This is a genomic window from Methylocystis sp. ATCC 49242 (assembly GCF_000188155.2).
Classification (GTDB): Bacteria; Pseudomonadota; Alphaproteobacteria; order Rhizobiales; family Beijerinckiaceae; genus Methylocystis.
In genome coordinates this window covers 762,914-779,550 of the sequence record NZ_KE124774.1, presented here as the reverse complement: position 1 = coordinate 779,550, position 16,637 = coordinate 762,914, and the positions used below count along the sequence as shown (strand labels likewise).

General features: G+C 64.5%; 15 protein-coding genes and 1 riboswitch. Of the genes, 5 read left to right on the top strand and 10 right to left on the bottom strand.

What is annotated here, in order from left to right:
* Positions 1-49: 49 nt before the first annotated feature.
* From MET49242_RS05605 to MET49242_RS05590, 4 genes are all read right to left on the bottom strand, one after another.
* Positions 50-676 (bottom strand): 2,3-bisphosphoglycerate-dependent phosphoglycerate mutase, encoded by a 627-nt coding sequence (locus MET49242_RS05605; protein WP_036281264.1) that lies wholly within the window; start codon positions 674-676, stop codon positions 50-52.
* 16 nt (positions 677-692) lie between these two features.
* Positions 693-1,508, bottom strand: coding sequence for a 4-hydroxy-tetrahydrodipicolinate reductase (gene dapB, locus MET49242_RS05600; RefSeq protein ID WP_036281262.1), 816 nt, complete (start codon positions 1,506-1,508; stop codon positions 693-695).
* A 143-nt stretch (positions 1,509-1,651) separates the two neighbouring features.
* On the bottom strand, positions 1,652-2,197 hold the full coding sequence (mog, locus tag MET49242_RS05595; protein WP_036281260.1) for a molybdopterin adenylyltransferase: 546 nt from the start codon (positions 2,195-2,197) through the stop codon (positions 1,652-1,654).
* 66 nt (positions 2,198-2,263) lie between these two features.
* Positions 2,264-3,949, bottom strand: coding sequence for a SulP family inorganic anion transporter (locus MET49242_RS05590; RefSeq protein WP_051134036.1), 1,686 nt, complete (start codon positions 3,947-3,949; stop codon positions 2,264-2,266).
* 573 nt (positions 3,950-4,522) lie between these two features.
* On the opposite strand from MET49242_RS05590, the gene MET49242_RS05585 reads away from it, so the two are divergent.
* Positions 4,523-5,185 (top strand): carbonic anhydrase, encoded by a 663-nt coding sequence (locus MET49242_RS05585; RefSeq protein ID WP_051134035.1) that lies wholly within the window; start codon positions 4,523-4,525, stop codon positions 5,183-5,185.
* Positions 5,186-5,274: 89 nt separating this feature from the next.
* Here MET49242_RS05585 and MET49242_RS05580 read toward each other — a convergent pair whose 3' ends face one another.
* Both MET49242_RS05580 and thiC read right to left on the bottom strand, forming a co-directional pair.
* Complete coding sequence (locus tag MET49242_RS05580) at positions 5,275-5,502, bottom strand: hypothetical protein (protein WP_144259479.1); 228 nt, start codon at positions 5,500-5,502, stop codon at positions 5,275-5,277.
* Positions 5,503-5,771: 269 nt separating this feature from the next.
* Positions 5,772-7,598, bottom strand: coding sequence for a phosphomethylpyrimidine synthase ThiC (gene thiC, locus MET49242_RS05575; RefSeq protein WP_036287074.1), 1,827 nt, complete (start codon positions 7,596-7,598; stop codon positions 5,772-5,774).
* An 86-nt stretch (positions 7,599-7,684) separates the two neighbouring features.
* Positions 7,685-7,778, bottom strand: a riboswitch (TPP riboswitch).
* A gap of 233 nt (positions 7,779-8,011) precedes the next feature.
* Here thiC and MET49242_RS05570 point away from each other — a divergent pair.
* The 4 genes from MET49242_RS05570 to MET49242_RS05555 all read left to right on the top strand — a co-directional run bounded on the left by MET49242_RS05570 (position 8,012) and on the right by MET49242_RS05555 (position 12,796).
* A complete protein-coding gene (locus MET49242_RS05570) occupies positions 8,012-10,498 on the top strand; it encodes a cation-translocating P-type ATPase (protein WP_036281256.1) in 2,487 nt (828 codons plus the stop codon).
* A gap of 23 nt (positions 10,499-10,521) precedes the next feature.
* Complete coding sequence (locus tag MET49242_RS05565; RefSeq protein WP_036287072.1) at positions 10,522-11,025, top strand: DsrE/DsrF/DrsH-like family protein; 504 nt, start codon at positions 10,522-10,524, stop codon at positions 11,023-11,025.
* Between the two features lie 11 nt (positions 11,026-11,036).
* Positions 11,037-11,264 carry a sulfurtransferase TusA family protein gene (locus tag MET49242_RS05560; RefSeq protein ID WP_036281254.1) on the top strand — a complete coding sequence of 76 codons (228 nt, stop codon included), beginning with the start codon at positions 11,037-11,039 and terminating at the stop codon, positions 11,262-11,264.
* Positions 11,265-11,455: 191 nt separating this feature from the next.
* Positions 11,456-12,796, top strand: coding sequence for an OmpP1/FadL family transporter (locus MET49242_RS05555; RefSeq protein WP_036281252.1), 1,341 nt, complete (start codon positions 11,456-11,458; stop codon positions 12,794-12,796).
* Between the two features lie 78 nt (positions 12,797-12,874).
* On the opposite strand, the gene MET49242_RS05550 is transcribed toward MET49242_RS05555, so the two are convergent.
* From MET49242_RS05550 to MET49242_RS05540, 4 genes are all read right to left on the bottom strand, one after another.
* Complete coding sequence (locus tag MET49242_RS05550) at positions 12,875-13,999, bottom strand: Mrp/NBP35 family ATP-binding protein (protein WP_036281250.1); 1,125 nt, start codon at positions 13,997-13,999, stop codon at positions 12,875-12,877.
* 77 nt (positions 14,000-14,076) lie between these two features.
* A complete protein-coding gene (locus MET49242_RS23940) occupies positions 14,077-14,289 on the bottom strand; it encodes a GDCCVxC domain-containing (seleno)protein (RefSeq protein WP_084678907.1) in 213 nt (70 codons plus the stop codon).
* The gene (locus MET49242_RS05545; protein WP_051134034.1) at positions 14,286-15,239 is read right to left on the bottom strand and encodes a 2-oxo acid dehydrogenase subunit E2; all 954 of its coding nucleotides are present in this window, start codon (positions 15,237-15,239) and stop codon (positions 14,286-14,288) included. The genes MET49242_RS23940 and MET49242_RS05545 overlap by 4 nt, the downstream gene beginning before the upstream one ends.
* A gap of 2 nt (positions 15,240-15,241) precedes the next feature.
* Complete coding sequence (locus MET49242_RS05540) at positions 15,242-16,636, bottom strand: pyruvate dehydrogenase complex E1 component subunit beta (protein WP_036281248.1); 1,395 nt, start codon at positions 16,634-16,636, stop codon at positions 15,242-15,244.
* Position 16,637 lies beyond the last annotated feature (1 nt).

Sequence of the window (16,637 nt, the reverse complement as noted above, 5' to 3'; positions counted from 1 at the left end):
ATCATGACACGCTGCAACGGCGCCTCCTCGAGGCGTCGCTGCAGAATTTTCAATGCTCCAGCACCGTCTTCGACGCCACGGTCGAGTCGGCGTTGAGCCGGTATATGATCGGCACGCCTGTCGCGAGCTCCAGCTTCGTCACGCTCTCGGGCGTCAGCTGGTCGAGCACCATCGCGAGCGCGCGCAATGAATTGCCATGCGCCGCGACCAGCACGCGCTCGCCGCGCATCACCGGCGGCAGAATGCGCTGGCAATAGAAAGGCAGAACGCGCGCCACCGTGTCCTTCAGGCTTTCGCCGCCGGGCGGCGGCACGTCATAGGAGCGCCGCCAGAGATGCACCTGCTCCTCGCCCCATTTCTCGCGCGCCTCGTCCTTGTTGAGGCCAGAAAGATCGCCGTAATGACGTTCGTTCAGCGCGCGGTCCTTAACGGTCGGCACGCCGGACTGACCCAGCTCCTCGAAGATCAGCTCCAGCGTGTGCTGCGCGCGGATCAACGCCGAAGTAAAGCCAATGCTGAACAGCAGGTCGAGCTTCTTGAGCTCCTGCCCCGCGCGACGCGCTTCCTCTATCCCGAGCGGCGTCAGGTCGGGATTCTTCCAGCCCGTGAAAAGGTTCTTGGCGTTCCATTCGCTCTGGCCATGCCGGACGAGGACGAGTGTGCGATGCATGCTCATTGGGGTCTCGTGAAGGTCAGTGGCCGGAAAGGCCCAGCACGTCGGCCATGGAGTAGAGCCCCGGCGCCTTGCCGCGCGTCCAGAGCGCGGCCGCCAGCGCGCCGCGGGCGAAGATGCCGCGGTCCTCGGCCCGATGCGACAGCTCGATGCGCTCGCCGGCCCCGGCGAAATACACTGTATGATCGCCGATGACCGTTCCGCCGCGCAGGCTCGCGAAGCCGATGTCGCCGCCCTTGCGCGCGCCCGTCATGCCGTCGCGGCCGCGCGCGCTGTGTTCGGAAAGGTCGATCCCCCTGCCCCGCGCCAAAGCCTCGCCGAGCAGCAGCGCCGTGCCCGACGGAGCGTCGACCTTCAGCCGATGATGCATCTCGACGATTTCCGCGTCCCATGCCGGCCCGAGCGCCTGCGCCGCGCGCTCCACGAGAACAGCGAGCAGATTGACGCCGAGGCTCATGTTGCCGGAGCGCACGACCGCCGTCTCCCGCGCCGCCGCGGCGATAGCGTCGAGGTCTTCCGCCGACAGTCCGGTCGTGCCGATGACATGGGCGACGCCCGCCCCGGCCGCGGCCTTCGCCATGGCGACAGTGGCGGCGGGACAGGAAAAATCGACGACGGCGTCGGCCCCGGCGAGAGCTGCGGCGACATCGCTGGTCACCGGAACGCCATTCGGCCCCTGGCCGAAGGCGGCGCCGCTGTCGGCGCCGATTGTCGCTGCGCCTTCGGCCTCGAGCGCCGCGACGAGGCGGACGCCCAGAGTATCGGGGATGACCTGCGTTAGCATACGGCCCATACGGCCCGCGGCGCCCACAACGACCAGACGCAAATCGTTCATCTTTGGAAGCCCCCGCCCGCAATTCGAGACGCGTTTGCGACGACTCGTCCCCTCAAACGCGCTCTCCCTATACAGGCGGCGGGGCAGGATGAGAAGCGGGCGGATTGTCGCCTTGGGCGATGGAAACCCACCCGAACGGGTAGTTATTTCGGCTTGGGGCGGAAGGCTTTCACGCGCGCCGGATCGGTCTCGATATAGGCGGCGCCGATGAGATCGAGGCAATAGGGCACCGCCGGCATGACGGCGTCAAGGCAAAGCTCTATCGCCGCCGGCTTGCCCGGCAGATTGATGACGAGGCATTTGCCTCTGTGCGCCGCCAGCTGGCGCGACAGGATCGCGGTCGGCGTCTGGGCCAGCGAGACGCTGCGCATGAGTTCCCCGAAACCTGGCAGTTCGCGCGGACAGGCGGCGAGCGTGGCCTCGGGCGTCAGGTCGCGCGGGCTCGGCCCCGTGCCGCCGGTGGTGACGACGAGATCGCAGCCGACATTGTCGGCCAGGTCGATCAGCGTGTCGCGCACGCTCTCGAAACCATCGGGAATAACGCGCCGCTCGATGCGGAACGGCGTCGTGAGCACGGAGGAAAGATAGGCCTCGATCGCCGGGCCGCTCTCGTCCTTGTAGACGCCGGCGCTGGCCCGGTCGGAGGCGGTGACGACGCCGATGACGGCGTCGCGTTTCGTGTCGGTCATGTGATTTCTCCCGCCGCCTGTTTGGCGCCTCGCGGCGGATTTGTCAGCCCGTGCGGCGCCGGCGCTCTACGCCGGCTCCGCTACAGTCCCTGCCCTTGCGGCATGGCTCGGCCAGATTTCGTTGTATTGGGCCATGGCGTCGTCGATCGTGGCGGCGAAATGCACCTGCGGCGGACGCACGCCATGGGCGAGCAGCGCGCGCCGAATATCCGCATTGGCGCCCGATATGAAAAGCTCCACACCCCTGTGATGCGTCTTGTGCGCAAGCCCTTCCATGACATTGCCGCCGGTCGAATCGAGGAAAGGCACCGCCGAAAAATCGATTATCAGCCCCCGGTGCGTATCGGAGATTCGATCCAGCACGGAGCCGATCGACGCCGCCGCGCCGAAGAAGAACGCGCCGGTGATCCGGTAGATGACGACTTCGGGATCCGCCGAGCGGGCCTCGTCGTAACCCGCCTCGTCGTCCGGCGCGTCCTCGCCGACGTAGGGCATATGGGTTTCGACCTCGGTCGCCTGCGACATTCTGTGAATGAACAGAACAGAACCCAGAGCGAAGCCGACGGTGATGGCCTCCGTCAGGTCGCGGAAGATGGTGAGGAAGAAGGTCGCGGCCAGAACGGCGGCGTCACCCCAGCCCGATCTCAGCAGGACCGCAATGGCGGGCCGCTCGATCATGTTCCACGCGACGATTGCGAGCACTCCCGCGAGCGCCGCCAGAGGAATGAAAGAGGCGAGTGGCGCGGCAAGCAGCATGAAAAGGAGCAGGAAAACCGCATGCAGTATGCCCGCGACTGGACCATGCGCGCCGGCGCGAACATTGGTCGCCGTTCTCGCGATCGTGCCGGTCACGCAGAATCCCCCGAAAAGCGCGGCGCCGATGTTCGCCGCGCCCTCCGCGACCAGTTCACAATTCGACCGATGACGCCGGCCGGTCATGCCGTCCGCAACGACCGCCGAGAGAAGCGACTCGATGGAGCCCAGCAGCGCGAAGGAAACCGCCGCCGGAAAAACCGCCCGAATTTTTTCGATGGAGAAATCAGGCAGGCTCGGCGCGGGCAGAACATTGGGGATGCCGCCGAATTTCGAGCCGATCGTCGTCACCGGAAGCCCGAGGGCCGCCGTGACCGCCGCAGTCGCAACGACGGCGATGAGCATTCCCGGCCAATGGGGGCGCACCTGCTTGAGGCCGACGATGACCGCGACCGTCGCAAACGAAAGTCCCATTGCGGCAGGCGTGAGCGTCGGAAGCGCCGACCACAGCACGGGCAGTTTTTCGAGGAGTTCCCCGGGCTCTCCGCCCGCAGGAAGCGTTAGCCCAAGGAGTTCCCTGATCTGGCTGGCGAAAATGATGACAGCGATGCCGGCGGTGAAGCCGACCGTGACCGGAAACGGGATGAATTTGATGAAGGTTCCTAGCCGCAGGAACCCGATTGCGGCCATGATCACGCCGGAGAGGAATGTCGCGAGGATCAGGCCGTCCATTCCATGCGTAGCGACGGTCGTCGCCACCAGAACGATAAAGGCGCCGGCGGGCCCGCCGATCTGAAAACGCGATCCGCCGAGCGCGGAAACGAGAAAACCGCCCACGATCGCCGTGAAAAGCCCTTGCGCGGGGCTCGCGCCGGAAGCGATCGCGATCGCCATCGACAACGGCAGCGCGACAATGGCGACCGTCAGACCCGCGATCGCGTCTGCCCGCAGCTGCGCGAGGCCATAGCCCTCCCTCAGCACCGTCAACAGCTTCGGCATGTAAAGTTCCGCGAGACCGCTGCGTTCGGACTGCCGTGTTCTTGCGATAGTTGGAACGGACAATTCTGATCTCCCTGATCTCGAGCGCGCGCGCCGGGCGGGTTTTCGCTGCGTAGCAAAGGGACGCAACGTTCTTCCGTGCTCGACCGGAACGGTTGCTCGTCATCGAGTTTCCGGAACGCGTTCATCCGAAGCGGGGCTTCCGCGAGAATTCGATCTCGCCCGTTGACGCGATAGCCCGCCCCGCGGCGCGTATTCGGAGCCCTTCCGGGATGTTTCCGGATTCTTTCCCGAATGTGTCTCCAATTAAGCATCAATATCGTAATTTCATAGCTCCACACTAACAAATATCGCTAAAGCCAATGTGAACTCGCCGAGAGCGGGGATTTCGCCCCGCCGCGGGGATAGAGTGGCGCCATTGGGAGGCGCGAGATATTCGTGAGTCTTGGTCCCATGACAAAAAATATTTCTGGAGCTTTGCTCTTTTGTTTCTGGCGGCTTTAGTCGTCCGATAGCGAAATCCGGGTCTTTCCGGCGAATTGCTGCGAGGAATGAAACAAGCGGCGGACAGCGATGCAATCGATAGAAAGACTTCTACTCGAGAACAAGGTTTGGGCGGCGGAAACAAAGCAGCGAGACCCGAACTACTTCAAGGAAATGGCGCAGAACCAGAGCCCCGAGTTTCTCTGGATCGGCTGTTCGGACAGCCGCGTGTCCGCGGTCACGATCATGAACCTCAGGCCCGGTGAAATCTTCGTCCAGCGCAACATCGCCAATCAGATCATCGCAACGGACTTCAATTGTCTGAGCGTGATTCAATATGCGGTCCAGGTGCTGAAAGTGCGGGACGTGATCGTGTGCGGCCATTACAATTGCGGGGGCGTCAAAGCCGCGATGTCGCCTCAGGACCCGGAACTTTTGCTCGCCAACAAATGGCTGATGCACATCAAGGATCTGTACAAGCTACACCGTGAAGAAATCGACGCGCTGCCGACCAAGAAGGAGCAACTTGAGCGTCTCGTGGAGCTGAATGTTATCCATCAGGTCTACAACCTGTCGCATCTGTCGATCGTGCAGGACGCTTGGGAAAAGGACAGAAGCCCGACGATCCACGGTTGGGTCTACAGCATCAGCGACGGCATACTTCAGCCGCTCATCACATTGCCGCCGGGTAGCGACATCGACGTAATCTTCAAGCAGAAGCGTGTGCGCAAGACGCCCGTCCCGGTGGGCTGACGCGGAACGGCGTCGAGGCGCATCCGCTGAACAGAAACGCCCGGCCGAAGCCGGGCGCGTGACTGAACCTCGGGTGAGAGGTCCGAAGCTCAGACGAACATTCCGAAGATGCCGGAAAGAATGGCGAAGACGATGACGGTCGCGGTGACGATGCCGACGTCGTTCGTGCCCCACATGGCGAGGATAAGACCGAGGACCGCTCCCGCCGCGCCGCAGATATAGACGTTCGGCGTCATGGCGAAATCAAAGGAACGCATGCCGGTGTATTTGTCCTTCGGCATGCCGGGCTTGTCCATGTTCGAGTCGCTGCTGGACATATTGGATCCTCCTTCGGGACGCGCGCTCCACGGGCGGATTTCAAAGGGCGGAGCGACGAAAACTACGGAGAGTAAGGTGGTCCTGTGGATGGGGTCCGAATAGACTGTTTGTGGTCAAAAGGGGGCCGTTCCTCGCCAAAGTGACTCGAACAAAGCGACGCTGGAGCTGCCGGAAACGTCGGCTTCGGCGCCTGGCCCCTGTCGGACGAAAAAAGCCGGTCGCATTTCCGCGACCGGCTGGAGGCCTTCCGAGGCTCGCTTTGGAGAGTTCAGCCCTCCACGTAAATCTTCGCGCCCTTCTCGAGAAACTCCGCGCTCTTTTCGGCCATCCCCTTCTCACGTTCAGCGATGGCGGCGGCCTCCTCCCGCAGGTCGCGCGTGATCTGCATGGAGCAGAACTTCGGCCCGCACATCGAGCAGAAATGCGCGACCTTGTGCGCCTCTTTGGGCATGGTCTCGTCGTGATATTCCCGCGCCGTGTCGGGATCGAGGCCGATGTCGAACTGATCGTTCCAGCGGAAATCGAAGCGCGCGCGGCTCATCGCGTCGTCGCGCTCGCGCGCGGCCGGGTGACCCTTGGCGAGATCGGCGGCGTGGGCGGCGATGCGATAGGTGATGACGCCCGTCTTAACGTCGTCGCGGTCAGGCAGGCCGAGGTGCTCCTTCGGCGTGACGTAGCAGAGCATCGCCGTGCCGAACCAGCCGATCATCGCCGCGCCAATGCCTGACGTAATGTGGTCGTAGCCCGGCGCAATGTCGGTGACGAGCGGGCCGAGCGTGTAGAAAGGCGCCTCGCCGCAGGCCGCGAGCTGCTTGTCCATATTCGCCTTGATCTTGTGCATCGGCACATGGCCGGGGCCCTCGATCATGACCTGACAGCCCTTGTCCCAGGCGATCTTCGTCAATTCGCCCAGCGTCTCCAATTCCGCAAATTGCGCGGCGTCGTTGGCGTCGGCGTTGGAGCCGGGACGCAGTCCGTCGCCGAGCGAGAAGGAGACGTCATACTTTCGCATGATGTCGCAGATCTCGTCGAAGCGCTCGTAGAGGAAGCTCTCCTTGTGCTTGGAGAGACACCAGCGCGCCATGATCGAGCCGCCGCGCGACACGATGCCCGTGACGCGATTGGCGGTGAGCGGCACGTAAGCGAGACGCACGCCAGCGTGGATGGTGAAGTAATCCACCCCCTGCTCCGCCTGCTCGACGAGCGTGTCCTTGAACACTTCCCAGTCGAGCTTGAGCGCGTCGCCGCCGACCTTCTCGAGCGCCTGATAGATCGGAACAGTGCCGATTGGCACGGAGGCGTTTCGGATGATCCAGTCGCGGATGTTGTGAATGTTGCGGCCGGTCGAGAGGTCCATGACCGTGTCGGCGCCCCAGCGGATCGCCCAGACCATCTTCTCGACTTCTTCCGCCACGGATGAGGTCACGGCTGAATTGCCGATGTTGGCGTTCACCTTCACGAGGAAGTTGCGGCCGATGATGACCGGCTCCAGCTCCGGGTGATTGATGTTCGCCGGAATGATCGCGCGGCCGCGCGCGATCTCGTCGCGCACGAATTCGGGCGTCACGAATTCGGGTATCGCCGCGCCGAAGCTCTCGCCGTCGGCGATGCGCTCTTTTGCGGCGTCGAAGGCGCGCTCGCGGCAGAGGTTCTCGCGATGCGCGACATAGATCATTTCTTCCGTGACGACGCCGGCGCGGGCAAATTCGAGTTGCGTGACGGGCGCCGATCCGGCGGCGCGATAGAGCTTGCGCTCGGCCGGGCACGGCGGCACGAGACGGTCGCCCTCGGCGAAGCCATTGTCCTCTGGCTTGATCGCGCGGCCCTGATAGGTCTCGAGCCCCGTGCGCGTTGCGAGCCACGGGCGCGCCGAAGGAAGGCCCGCCAAGAGGTCAGGCGTAAAGGCCTCGCATGTATATGGCCCCGACGGGTCATATACGCGCAGCGGCGGCTCGCCCGCGGACGGGTCCAGCGTGATTTCGCGACAGGGAACGCGAATGTCGTCGCGACCCGGGGGCGAGGAATAGATCTTGCGCGACTTGCCGATCGGGCCGGTGGTGACGCTCGCGGGCGTGCGTTTGTCGTGGATGTTCATGTCGCGCTCCTTCATCGCGCTCCTTAAAGGGGAGCGGACGTGTGGGCCGGGGCACGAAGCGCGGAATACGGGCTAGAGGACCGAAGCGGCCCTGAACCTGGCATTCCCTCCGCCGGCATGACCCGGATCAGGTTCGACGGGTGCTTCTCAGCCGCGAACGCGGCGCCCCTCGCCATTGGAAGGAAGGTAGCGTGTTAGCCCTTTCCTCGCAAGATCGCCGCCCAAGTCGGGCAGTTCACAACATCGACGCGCGGAAGCGCTCGATGTCGCAAGAGATCCCGACGAGGGCGCGCAGGTCCAGCGCCTGAAAAAGGGCGGCAAATGTTGAATGTCCGGAATGAAATCCCGGGGCTTTCCCCTGATGGGGTAAGCTGCTTTACATTTAGGATGATCCACTCCAATCCGGATACCGCATGACGCCGCGAAACTTCCAGGGTCTCACCTCCGGGGAAGCCGCTCGCCGCCTTGCGCAGTTCGGACCCAACGCCCCGCCCGAGGCGCCGCCGCTCGGTTTCTTCGCCATCGCGCTTCGCACGCTGAAAGAGCCGATGTTCGCGCTGCTCATGGCGGCGGCGGCGCTTTATCTCTTCGTCGGAGACCTTGGCGAGGGCCTGTTCATGGTGGCCGGCGCGGCTGCGTCGATTTCGCTGGTCGTCGTGCAGGAGTTGCGCAGCGAGCGCGCGCTGAAGGCTTTGCAGCGGCTCGCCGAGCCAATGGCGCATTGTCTGCGCGACGGCGAGCAACGGCGGATCCCGGCGCGCGACCTCGTGCCGGGAGACGTCATTCTCGTCGGCGAGGGCGAGCGGCTTCCGGCCGACGGCGTCCTGCTTTCGGGAGACGCCCTCGTCATCGACGAGTCGATCCTCACGGGCGAGTCGGCGCCCGTGACCAAGACGCTCGCTGGCGACGGCGCGGAGCTGGCGTTTCCCGATCCCGGCGGCGATTACACGCCCTTTCTCTATGCCGGCTCGATGATCGTTCGCGGCTCCGGCGTCGCGGAAGTCGCGCGCACGGGGGCGCGCACGGCGGTTGGCGGACTCGGCGCCTCGCTCGCGGCGATACAGGGAGAGCCGAGCCCCCTGCAACGCCGCACCGGCGAACTGGTTGCGAAACTCGGCGTGTTCGCCCTGATTTTCTGTGGGGTCGTCATCGTCGCCTACGGGCTCGTGCATGGCGACTGGTTCGAGGGCGCCATTGCCGGGATCACGCTGGCGATTGGTCTGCTTCCCGAAGAGTTTCCGATGGTGCTCGCGATATTCCTCGCGCTCGGCGCCTTTCGCCTCGCGGGCCGCAACGTGCTCGTCCGTCGTTCCTCGGTGACGGAGACGCTGGGATCGACTTCGATCCTCTGCGTCGACAAGACCGGCACGCTCACGCAAAACCGCATGACCATCACGGCCCTTTCCACGGGCCACGGAATAAATCCCGTTCCGGAAGCTCCGTCCGCGGACGAACATCGCTTGTTGCGCGCGGCGCTGCGCGCGTGCTCGCAGAACCCGGTCGATCCGATGGATCGCGCGGTCCATGCGCTCGCGGCGAAACTCGGCGTAACAACCGCAGGAACGCCGATCGAGAGCTTCCCGATCAGGCCGGAGCTTCTGGCCTTCATTCAATCCTGGCGGGTCGAGGATGGTGTGACGAAGGCCGCGAAGGGGGCGCCGGAGGCAATACTCCGTCTGGCTCATTCAACGGACGACGAGCGCGCCCGTTACAAGACCGTCGTCGAGGAGATGGCGAGACGCGGCCTGCGGGTCCTCGCGGTCGCGCAAACGCAACCCGCGCCCGAGGACCGCCTCGAAGAGGCAAGCTTCGCCGTTCTCGGCCTTCTGGCCTTCGAAGACCCCGTTCGCGACGATGTTCCTCACGCCGTCGCCGCGGCGCGGCGCGCAGGCGTGACCGTGGCGATGATCACCGGCGACTATCCCGCGACCGCTCTCGCCATCGCCCGTGAGGCAGGAATCGACGCGCAAGCCGGCTTTCTCACCGGCGTCGACATCGCCGACACACCGCCCGAGCAACTGCCCGACAAGATCCGCGACATTCGCGTCTTCGCGCGCGTGACGCCGACGAGCAAGCTCGCGCTGGTCGAGGCGTTCAAGGATGACGGCCATATCGTCGCGATGACAGGCGACGGCGTAAACGACGGTCCGGCGCTCGCCGCCGCGCATATCGGCATCGCCATGGGCCAGCGCGGCTCGGACGTCGCGCGCGAGGCGGCGCATATTGTGCTGCTCGACGACAGATTCGCTTCCATCGTCGCGGGCGTTCAGCTCGGACGCCGCATATTCACCAATCTGCGCAAGGCGCTCACCTACGTCACCGCAATCCATGTGCCGATAGCCGGTCTCGCGCTGGCGCCAATCCTGATGGGACTGCCGCCGCTCCTGCTGCCGCCGCATGTGGTGCTGATGGAACTGATCATCGATCCCACCTGCTCGCTCGTCTTCGAGGCCGAGCCCGGCGAAACCGACGCCATGCTGAGGCCTCCGCGCCCGCGCAACGAGCCCCTCTTCGGAACGCGCGACCTGACTCTAGGCGCTGTACAGGGCTTCATCGTGTTCCTGGCCGTGATGAGCGTCTACGTCATCGACAATGGCTTCGGCGTGCCCGAGCCCGAGGCGCGCGGCCTCGCCTTTGCCACGCTCATTGTCGGCAATCTCACGCTTGCGCTTTCGAACGCCTTGCCAAAGGGCGTATCGCCCTTCGCCCGCGAGAACATTATTTTCTGGGTGGTCGCGGCGGCCGCTCTGTCCATCCTAGCAGCGGGGCTTTTCTTTCCGCCGCTGGCGGGGCTCTTGCGCTTTGAGCCGCCAGACGGCATCAGACTGGCGTTTGCAACGCTGCTCGCCCTGAGCGCGGGCGGCTGGTATGGGATGTGGCGCCGCCTTATCGACTTCTGAGCGCGCGCATCGTAGGAGCCTTCATGACCGACGCTTCCGGCGTTGATAACCGCAAGTCCATGGCGATCATCGTGTCGAAAGGCACGCTCGACTGGGCCTATCCGCCTTTCATTCTGGCGACGACCGCCGCTGCGATGGACATCGACGCGACGCTGTTCTTCACCTTCTATGGCCTCGGGCTCTTGAAGAAGAAGCTCGACCTCGAGGTTTCTCCGCTCGGAAATCCGGCGATGAAAATGCCGATGGCCGGCATGCATCTCGGCATGCCCAATCTCGTCGCCGCCCTGCCCGGCGTCACCGCGGGCGCGACGGCGATGATGAAGAACATGATCGAGAAGAAGGGCGTGGCGAGTATTGAGGAACTGCGCGACGTCGCGCTCGAAAGCGGCGTGAAGCTCGTCGCCTGCCAGATGACCATGGACCTCTTCGAGTTCAAAAAGGAGGACATGATCGACGGCGTCTCCTTCGGCGGAGCCGCGACCTATCTCGAACAGGCTGTCAAGGCCGACGTGAACCTTTTCATCTGAACGGACGAATCATGGCTGATAAAACTGTCGACGCGCGCGGGCTGAACTGCCCGCTCCCGATCCTTCGCGCCAAGAAGGCGCTGGCCGAAGTGCCTGTCGGCGGCGCGCTCGAAGTCCTGACGACGGACCCCGGCTCGGTCGCGGATTTCGCCGCCTTCGCCCGCCAGACCGGTAACGAACTCGTGACATCGGAGCGGGAAGCCGAGCATTACCGGTATGTTATCCGACGTACGGCGTAGCGTGTAAAAGCCGATGATTGCCTCAGTCGCCCACATAACGACTGTTGCAATAACGTAACGTCCACCCGAATTTTTAACTTGAGCGCTGCCTTAGCCTGCCTGCGACAAGGCAAGTCTGTTAATTTTTCGAATATCGCAAAAGCGTTTCAGCGCTGCGACGCGATTTTCGAGACCAGACCAGGCCGCTCCAGATGACCAAATCTTATTCGCGCCGATTCGCATTCGCCGTGTCCGCGATCGTCCTCGGAGCCGTCTCGGCGGCCCATGCGGCCGACGGTTATTTCCTGATCGGCTATGGACCACGCGCAAAAGCGCTGGGCGGCGCCGGCGCCGCCGATCAGCGTGACGCCATGGCGCTGTCGACCAACCCAGCGAGCATCGTCGGTCTGGAGCGCCAGTTCCAGCTCGGCCTGACCGGCATCGTCGCCGATCGCGGCTACAAGACGACCGGAACGCCGCGCGTGCTCGCGCCCGGCGAAGTGCAGAGCGGCCGCCCCTGGTTCCCGGTGCCGAACAGCGGCTACGTCCAGCCGATCGACGCCAATTCCGCATGGAGCATCGTCAGCTACGCCAATGGCGGCATCAACACCGCCTATGACTGGGGTCATTACCGTGCGCCCTTCGGCGGTCCGCTCGGCGGCGGCTTCGCGGGCGTCGATCTGCATCAGGGCTTCATGAGCGTCGGCTACGCTCGACGCTTCGCCACGCCCCTCGGCGCGATCTCCATCGGCTTCGCGCCGACCATCGCCGTGCAGATGATCAATGTGCAGGGCCTCAAAATGTTGTCGCCCCTTTCCTCCAACCCCTGGGAAATGTCGGACATGGCCTTCGACTGGTCATGGGGCGGCGGCGTGCATGCGGGTCTTCTGTGGAGCATCACCGACAAATTCCGCTTCGGCTTCTCTGGCTCGACGCCGATGTGGATGTCGCGCTTCGACAAATACGCCGGCCTCTTCGCGGACGCCGGTCGCTTCGACATTCCCGCCAACATGCAGGCGGGCCTTGCCTATGACGTCCTGCCGAACCTCACGGTCATGATGGACTGGCGACATATTTTCTACTCGGCCGTGCCGGCGCTCGGGAACCCGACGAATCCCACGCTCTATCGTTCGCTCGGCACGGGCTCGGGTCCGGGCTTCGACTGGACGGACGTCGACTCCGGCGCCATCGGCGTCGAGTGGCGCTATTCTCCGGCGCTGACGTTGCGCACCGGCTATCACTACAGCACCAATCCGCTGCGCTGGCGCTCCGTGACGGTCAACGCCCTGTCGCCGATCATTAATCGCCATCATGCGAGCGTCGGCGCGAACTATGTCGTCACGCCGAATTCATCCGTGGATTTCGCCTTCGTCTACGCCTTCAAGAACTCCTTCACCGGCATCGAGTGGATTCCGGCGCAGCCGGGCCTGCCCTTCGGCGCGCCGAACCCACGTGCGACAATTTCACCCTGGGTGCAGGGTATGGAGTTCACATTAGGCTATAATTATAAATGGGATGCGGGTGATCATTCGCTGATCCCCACCCATTTCTAGCGTTGTGACAGCTCCCCGACGACCGATGTGGACGTCTGACTGGGCGCGCCTTCAGCAACTGGAGGCGCGCCTGTTTTTTCAGCCGACGACGATATTGGGGGCCGCGCGCTGCTTTTGCGTCTCGAGCAGCGTTTTCACCTTGGCCGCAAGATTGAGATAGACCGCCGCCTGCGGGCTGTTCGGCTCGGCGCCGACCACAGGGCGACCGGAATCCGAAGTCTCGCGAATCTTGATGTCCAGCGGCGCCTCGCCGAGGAAGGGAACGCCCATCTTTTCGGCGTCGTGACGCGCGCCGCCATGTGCGAAAATCTCCGACCGGCCGCCGCAATGCGGGCACAGGAAATAGCTCATGTTCTCGATGATGCCGAGGACAGGGGCTTCGACCTTCTGGAACATGGCGACGGCGCGGCGGGCGTCGATCAGCGCCAGGTCCTGCGGCGTCGAGACGATCACCGCGCCAGCGAGCGGCACCTGCTGGGCGAGCGTCAACTGCACATCGCCGGTGCCCGGCGGCATGTCGACGACGAGCGCATCGAGTTCGCCCCACTTCACCTCGCCGAGCATCTGCGTCAGCGCCTGCGTCACCATTGGCCCGCGCCAGACCATGGGCACATTCTCGTCGACGAGCAGGCCCATCGACATGATCTTGATCCCGTAGGCTTCGAGCGGCACGAGCTTTCCGCCCTCGACCGCCGGTTTTTGCGAAAGGCCGAAGAGGCGCGGCATGGAGGGGCCGTAAATGTCGGCGTCGAGCAGGCCGACGCGCCAGCCCTGCGCCGCGAGGCCGAGCGCCAGATTGGCGGAGGTGGTGGATTTGCCGACCCCGCCCTTCCCCGAGGCGACGGCGATGATGAAGCGGATCTTCTCCAGCGCCGGCGCAAGGCCCTTGCGCGGGGGCGGCGCGGCGGGCGCTCCGTGAGAATGGCCGTGGTGGTCATGGGCGTGGCTGTGGCCAGCGGCGCGCGGGGCGCGTTCGGCCGTGAGCGTCACGACGGCCGCCTCGACGCCCGCAATGGCCTTCACCGCTGTTTCGGCGGCCTTGCGCGCAGCCTCCCAGGCCGCGCCCTGCGCCGGGTCGCCGGCCAGCGAGACAAACGCTTTTGCGCCCGACAAGGTGATCCCGCTAACCGCGCCCGCGAGCGGCGCGCCGCCGGGCCCGTAAAGATTTTCAAGAGCTTTGAGGATGTCCGCTTCAGTCGCCACCGGCCGCTCCTTGTCAATTTAGAGTTATTCTAGACAAGGATATGCCGCTATTCGCGTCCCGCGTCCATGGGAAACGGCTATTTGGACGCCGAACAGCAGCGCCCTTCCGTCTGCACCGGCGGACACGGAACGTCGCCGTATGAACAGAACACACAGCAGTCGCCCGTCTTCGGGGTGAGCCGAGCGCGGCAGGACGGGCACTCATGCACGACGACGCAGGCGTCCTGCGGCATGGTCAGGATTTCCGAGGCGCCGCAGTGGGGGCAGGTAAGCGTGGATTGCAGCTTCACGCGAACAGCGCCATCGGATGTTCGATCAGCCGCTTGAACTCCGCCAGCAGCTCGGCCCCGAGCGCGCCGTCGATGGCGCGATGGTCACAGGACAGCGTCACGCTCATGATATTTGCTACCGCCGCCGCGCCGTCGCGAACGACCATGCGCTGCTCGCCCTTCCCCACCGCGAGGATCGTCGATTGCGGCGGGTTGATCACGGCGGAAAAGTTGCGAATACCGTACATGCCAAGATTGGAGACCGCCGAGACCCCGCCCTCATACTCATGCGGCTTGAGCTTGCGTTCTCTCGCGCGCGCAGCGAGTTCCTTCACCTCTTCGGAAATCTCGCGCACCGTCTTCGCCTGAGCATTGCGCACGATGGGCGTAATCAGCCCACCAGGGATCGCCACCGCCACGCCGATGTCGGAGGCTTTGTGCTTGAGCATCAAGTCGGGCGTGAAGGTGACGTTGGCCTCAGGCACGCGCTGCAGCGCCAGCGCCAGCGCCTTGATCACGTAATCGTTGACGGACGTCTTCCATTCCGGCGCGCCATCGGCGCCCTTGGGCGCGGCGGCGTTGAACTCCTCGCGCAACCGCAACAGCGCGTCGATCTCGCAATCGACCTCGAGAAAGAAATGCGGAACGGTCTGGATCGACTCCGTCAGCCGCCGCGCGATGGCCTTGCGCATCGAGTCGTGCGGAATTTCCTCGTAGGAGTCGATCTCGTAAAATTTGCGCGTCGTCCCGGCGGAGGGCGGCGCGGCGAGCGGAGCCGCCGGAGTGGTTGACGGAGCCTTTCGGGCGCCGCCGCCGGCAATCGCGTCCTTCACGTCGCGCTCGATGATGCGGCCGTGCGGACCGGAGCCTTGCAGCCCCGCAATATCGAGCCCCGCCTCCTTCGCCAGACGGCGCGCCAGGGGCGACGCGAAGATCCTCGGCGCGCCGCTGTCGGGTGTTACGAGCGCCATCGTCATGTCCTGTAAAGAACCGTCTTCGCCGCCGCGATTACTTCCGCCGCGCTGGGCAGCGCAAGCTTTTCGAGATTGGCGGCGTAAGGCATGGGCACGTCTTTTCCGGTGACGCGCATGACCGGCGCGTCGAGATAATCGAACGCCTCCTCCTGCACCCGCATGGCGATCTCCGCCGAGACGCCGCACTGCGACCATCCCTCCTCGATCGCAACGCAGCGCCCGGTCTTCTTCACGGATTCTATGACTGTCGCGCTATCCATCGGGCGCAACGTCCGCAGGTCGATGACCTCCGCCTCGATCCCATCCTTGGCGAGTTCATCGGCGGCGGCGAGCGCGTAGGTCATGCCGATGGAGAAAGAGACGAGGGTCACGTCCTTGCCCGCGCGCGCGACGCGGGCCTTGCCGATCGGCAGGACGAAGTCCTCGATCGCGGGCACGTCGAAAGATTTGCCGTATAAAATCTCGTTCTCGAGGAACACGACCGGATTGTCGCTGCGGATCGCAGCCTTCAGCAGGCCCTTGGCGTCGCTGGCGTTGGACGGCGCGATGACGATCAGCCCCGGCACTTGCGAATACCAGGCCGAATAGTCCTGACTGTGCTGCGCTCCAACTCGCGCCGCCGCGCCATTTGGGCCGCGAAACACGATCGGGGAGCGTATTTGCCCGCCCGACATATAGAGAGTCTTGGCCGCCGAATTGACGATGTGATCGATGGCCTGCATCGAGAAATTGAAGGTCATGAATTCGACGATCGGCCGCAGCCCAGCGAATGCGGCGCCGACGCCGATGCCGGCGAAGCCATATTCGGTGATCGGCGTATCTACGACGCGCCTGGGGCCGAACTCCTGCAAGAGGCCTTGGGTGACCTTGTAGGCGCCCTGATATTCGGCAACCTCCTCGCCCATAACGAACACATTGGGATCCCGGCGCATCTCTTCCGCCATGGCGTCGCGCAGCGCTTCGCGCATCGTCATGGCGATCATCGTCGTGCCCGCGGGAACCTCCGGCTCGCCGCTCACTTTCGGCGAGGGCGCGATCGTGGTCTGCGCCGGCTTCGGCGGCGCGGCGGCCTCGGCTTCCTCCTTGCGCTGCGCCTTGTCCTCCTCGCCGGGTGGCGGCGGCGCGGGCGCTTCGACGGTCGACGCGTCCTCGCCCTCGCCCGCGATCACCGCGATCGGCGTGTTGACGGCGACGTTCTCCGTCCCGCCCGGCACGAGGATGCGCGCGAGCACGCCTTCATCGACCGCCTCGACCTCCATTGTCGCCTTGTCGGTCTCGATCTCGGCGATAACGTCGCCGGCTTTAACCTCGTCGCCTTCGCTCTTCAGCCATTTCGCGAGCTTGCCCTGCTCCATCGTGGGCGAGAGGGCGGGCATGAGCACGTTGACAGTCATC